Origin of the sequence: Longimicrobium sp., from assembly GCF_036554565.1 — a bacterium.
GTDB lineage: Bacteria > Gemmatimonadota > Gemmatimonadetes > Longimicrobiales > Longimicrobiaceae > Longimicrobium.
Genome location: NZ_DATBNB010000061.1, coordinates 1 through 4,516 on the forward strand (window position 1 = coordinate 1; position 4,516 = coordinate 4,516).

The window sequence follows — 4,516 nt, forward strand, 5'->3', positions numbered from 1 at the left end:
CGAAGGGCGAGGACGGCATCTACTTCGCCTCCAACGAGCCACAGTTCCGCCGGATCAACGTGCTTACGGCAGCGGTGGACGTGGCCGCCTACGCTCGGATGATGCTCGTGATGCGCGACATGGTGAGGCTTCGGTAGGAACGCCGTGCTACCAGATGCGATCGGCGCCGATGACCCGGGCGATTTCCGGATCGCGAGTGATGAGGGGATAGCCAAGCGCAGCAGCCGTCGCCGCAATCAGGCGATCGCCGCGCTCGGGAATCTGGAAGAGTTCGTGCGCGTGGAGAACGATCTCGGGGGTGAGGCTCACCACCTGATACCGAGATGGAGTACTCTCCAACCGATGCACGAAATCGGGAAATGACTCGCTGAGGGCAAAATCGCCGGCCGTCATTGCCTCGTCCAGCTCGACCAGCGACATCGATGGAATACAGACCACCGCCAACCCTTCATCGACCCGCTCGAAGAACGCCCTGGCCTGCCGCCCCAGTCGGCGTCGCTGGTCGGTTACCCACCAGATCAGCGGATGGGTATCGGTAACCGCGATCTCCGGTGCGTACATCACGCATCATCGAGGTCGAAGTCGTCGGCGCGGAGCTTGTCGCGCTTCGCCCGCTCGAGTTCGGCCTGCTTGGCACGGGAGCGCACAAGAACGTCATCCGGATCGACAAGAAGCGTTCCGAGTCCCCGGAGTGGCCGCGGCTCTACGCCGACCCGTGCACGAAGCGCGTCCAGATCCGCTTGGAGCCCCTCGATTTCGCGTTTGCGGATCAGCACCACGTGTTCGTCGTAACTGCGGTGTGAGAGTTCAACTCTCGGGCGGCGCCCGGTTAGCACCTCCTCGACCAGATCGAAGAGCCGGCTTCGCGCGGCGGTAATGGGGAGGACGTCGTTCTTGTTCGGCTGAATCATCCGGCCTCCGAGGTGTACAGGTTCATGTACAGGTAAGCTAATCCCGCGGCTCGGTCCCAGCAAGCGAGATCCGCTGCAACTCCGGAACCCATCATCCAGGCAGTCCCATGCAGGCCCAGACTTCCATCTCCGTTCCCGCCATCGCCGGGTGCCCGAGCGAGCGCCCGACTGATGCGTGCGAGTCGCGGCCCATCATGCGGTTCCGTTGCGGAACGCTGCACGAGAACTGGTACATCGCCGCGCTTTCCAGGCAGGTGACGGCGAAGAAGCCGTGCGCATCCACCATCATGGAAGAGCCGATCGTCCTCTTTCGCGGGGCAGACGGCCGGGCGACGGCGCTCATCGACCGCTGCCTGCACCGCAACGCCGCGCTCAGCAAGGGCGACCTCTTCGACGGCTGCATCGGCTGCCCGTACCATGGGTGGACGTACAACGCGGAGGGCGAGCTGGTGATCGTGCCCTCCGAAAGCCCCGAGGTGCGGCCGCGCGAGGGGCGGCGGCTCGAGCGCTTTCCCGTACGCGAGCAGGACGGCTTCGTCTGGGTGTACCTCGGCACCCCGGAGCGCGCGGCGGAAAAGGAGCCGTTCCGCTTCCCTCACGCGGACGAGCCGGGATGGCGCTCGTACGTAATGCTGACGCCGTTCGACGGCGACGTCACGGACCTGGTGGAGAACTTCATGGACGTGCCGCACACGGCGTTCGTGCACTCCGGGTGGTTCCGCAAGGCGGCGAACGTCAAGCGCGCCGAAGCGACCATCGAGCGCACCGCGGACGCGGTGCACGTGGAGTACTTTCAGCCGGACGACTCCATCGGATTCAGCAAGTGGCTGCTGAACCCCGACGGCAAGCCGATGGTGCACACGGACCGCTTCTTCATGCCCAACATCACCCGCGTGGACTACATGTGGGGCGACCGGCGCGGCTTCGTGATCACCTCGCAGATCACGCCCATCACGCCCGATCGCGCGACGGTGTACACCGCCATCACCTTCCGCTTCGGCGTCTTCAATCCGCTCGCGCGGTGGCTGCTTCCGCCGTACACGCGCACGGTCATCCAGCAGGACGTGCGGATCATGGAGGTGCAGACCGGCAACCTTCGGCGCTTCGGGGCACGGCGGTTCAGCGGCACCGCGGCGGACGAAATCCATCGCGCCATCGAGGCCCTGCGCGACCACGCGGCCGCCGGAGAACAGGGCCCGCCGCCGGAGCCGATCAGCACCCGCATCGAGTTCTGGATGTGACGGATACGGCCGCCGCCGCCATCCACCTCCGCCGCGCCACCGACGAGGACGGCGCGGCTATGTGCGAGCTGTTCGCGCGCGTGCCGATGGAGACGGAACTGGCGCTCTCCATCCGCCGCAACCCGGACTTCCCTGCCCTGCTCCGCCTGCAGTCGGACGATTGGGAGTGCTGGGTGGCGGAAGAGGAGGGGCAGGTGGAGGCGATGGCGTCGCTCGTCTTTCGCGACGGCTACCTGGGCGGGGTGCCGCACCGCATCGGCTACCTGGGCGATCTGCGCCTCTCCCCGGCGGTACAGGGGCGCCACCTGCTGAACCGCGTCTACGGTCCGACGCTCACCGCATCGATGGAGTCGCGCGGGTGCGCGGCGTCGCTGACGGCGGTGATCGCGTCGAACGAACGTGCCCTCCGCGCCCTCGCGGCGCAGAACCGGCGGCAGCGTGGGATGCCGCGCTACACGCCCCTGGGCGACTTCCGCATCCGCAATGTGCACCTGACGCTGCCTCGCATGTCGCGGCGCACCGCATTTCGAGTGCGGCGGGCGACGGAGGCGGACATTCCCACCCTCGCCGCGTTCCTGGACGCGGACGCGCGCCGCCGGCCGTTCGGCCAGCCGATGCCAGAGGCAGAGCTGCGGCGCCGGCTGGGCGAGTGGCCGGGGCTTCGCGTCGAGTCGTTCTACCTGGCGGAGGACGGCTCCGGCGCGCTCGTGGGATGCGTGGCGATGTGGGACGCCGCGCCCGTGAAGCGCACCATCGTCGCCGCGTACCGTGGCGGGATGCGTCGCGTGAAGATGGGCTACGACCTGGCCGCGCGGCTGCTGCGCTTCCCGCGCCTTCCCGCTCTCGGGCAGGAGCTGCGCTACCTGTACGCCACGCACCAGGCCGTGCCCTCCGGCGATCCGGCGGTGCTGCGCGCGCTGCTGCACCGCGTCTACGCGGACCATCGGCGTAGCGGCTACGTGCTGCTCTCGTTCTTTGCGCCCGATGGCGATCCGCTGGACGCGGCGTTCCGCGGCTTCCAGTTCACCGATCTGCCGGCCCGCCTGTTCGTCGTCACTCCGCCGGGCGTGGAGCCGCCGGCGGAGTGCTTCGCGCCCGGACGTCCCGGCTTCGAAATGGCCCTGGTATGACGCCCCCGATCATCACCCCCGTTGAGCCGCCGGCCCAGGTGCCAGCGCTCCGGGTGAGCCCCGGCGCCCCGAAGGCGCCAGGCTGGCGCGGCGCCATTCCGTCGCGCCGCGACATGCGCTGGCCCTTTGCCGCCATCCTCACGCTGTACGCGGTGATGGGCCTTTCGTGGCTGGGCTTCAACCGCTCGCCCGCCCAGATCCTGCTGACCATCGCCGCCGGATGCGCACTGGACGTGCTGCTGCACCTCATCCTGCGCCGCCGCGAATGGCTGTTTCCGCTCAGCGCATACATCAGCGCGCTCTCGCTGTCGCTCATCCTCAACTACTCGCACGACTACTTCCTGCTCCTGCTCCCCGTCGCCATCACCATCGGCTCCAAGTACCTGCTGACCTTTCGAGGGCAACACACCATCAACCCGTCCCTCGCGGGCGTCGCGATGACGCTGCTGTTCGCGGGTGGACTGATCACCACGGCGCCCGCGTACCAGTGGGGCGGCCACTGGGCGATGTCAGCCTTCATGGTGACGGCGGCGCTCTTGCTCTTCGTGTTTCGCGTGGGCCGCGGGTGGCTGATCGTGTCGTTCCTGTTCTTCTACACGCTGCAGACCGCCCTTCGCGCATACGTGATGCGCCACCACCTGCCGCCGGAGATGCTGTTCCTGGGGACGATGACCACGCCCCCGTTCTTCCTCTTCACGTTCTTCATGCTGACGGATCCCAAGACGTCGCCGCCCAACGCAGGCGGACAGGTGGCGCTGGCGTTCGGGATCACCGTGGTCGATCTGTACCTGCACACCAGGGAGAGCGTCTTCACCTTCTTCTACGCCGCCTTCGCTATCGCCATCAGCCGCTGGGCGTTCCTGCATCTGCGCGAGATGTGGCGGATGGGGACGCTCGCACATCTCCGCCAGGCGGTGGACCGGGGGACGCTGCGGACCATCGGCGTGCTCGGGGCGATGGGGACGATCGGCGGGACGGCGTACGCGACCATCATCCGCCCGCACGTGGCGATGGACGACGCCGGGTTCGTGCTGCGCGAGGTGCCGGCGGCGGAGAGCGGGCTGTGCGTGACGATGGATCGGGGCAGCTACGACCTGGTGGATCCGCGGCTGCGCCATATTTCCAAGTGGCTCCTGTCCGTGGGCGCGTCCGTGGCCGCAGGTGACGTGAACGGTGACGGCTTGCCGGACCTGTTCCTCACGCATCCGCTTGCGAGGGACGAGGACCGCGCCGC

Annotated in this window: 4 protein-coding genes and 1 pseudogene; 3 read left to right on the forward strand and 2 right to left on the reverse strand. The window is 67.9% G+C overall.

Going from position 1 to position 4,516, the window contains the following annotated elements:
• Window positions 1-147: 147 nt before the first annotated feature.
• Both VIB55_RS01675 and VIB55_RS01680 read right to left on the reverse strand, forming a co-directional pair.
• Entirely contained in the window at window positions 148-561 is a 414-nt protein-coding gene (locus VIB55_RS01675) for a type II toxin-antitoxin system VapC family toxin (protein ID WP_331874925.1), read from the reverse strand.
• On the reverse strand, window positions 561-911 hold the full coding sequence (locus tag VIB55_RS01680; protein ID WP_331874926.1) for a hypothetical protein: 351 nt from the start codon (window positions 909-911) through the stop codon (window positions 561-563). The genes VIB55_RS01675 and VIB55_RS01680 overlap by 1 nt, the downstream gene beginning before the upstream one ends.
• Before the next feature lie 107 nt (window positions 912-1,018).
• Between VIB55_RS01680 and VIB55_RS01685 the strand changes: the two genes are divergently transcribed.
• From VIB55_RS01685 to VIB55_RS01695, 3 genes and pseudogenes are all read left to right on the forward strand, one after another.
• On the forward strand, window positions 1,019-2,152 hold the full coding sequence (locus VIB55_RS01685) for an aromatic ring-hydroxylating dioxygenase subunit alpha (RefSeq protein WP_331874927.1): 1,134 nt from the start codon (window positions 1,019-1,021) through the stop codon (window positions 2,150-2,152).
• Window positions 2,149-3,282 (forward strand): GNAT family N-acetyltransferase, encoded by a 1,134-nt coding sequence (locus VIB55_RS01690; protein ID WP_331874928.1) that lies wholly within the window; start codon window positions 2,149-2,151, stop codon window positions 3,280-3,282. Before VIB55_RS01685 ends, VIB55_RS01690 begins: the two co-directional genes overlap by 4 nt.
• Window positions 3,279-4,516, forward strand: a pseudogene (locus VIB55_RS01695) (FG-GAP repeat protein); the annotation flags it as partial. The gene VIB55_RS01690 and the pseudogene VIB55_RS01695, both read left to right, overlap by 4 nt.

Excerpts from the sequence above, each read along its gene's own strand:
- VIB55_RS01685 (WP_331874927.1), top strand. The coding sequence starts at position 1,019 with ATGCAGGCCCAGACTTCCATCTCCGTTCCCGCCATCGCCGGGTGCCCG.
- VIB55_RS01675 (WP_331874925.1), bottom strand. The coding sequence starts at position 561 with ATGTACGCACCGGAGATCGCGGTTACCGATACCCATCCGCTGATCTGG.
- VIB55_RS01680 (WP_331874926.1), bottom strand. The coding sequence starts at position 911 with ATGATTCAGCCGAACAAGAACGACGTCCTCCCCATTACCGCCGCGCGA.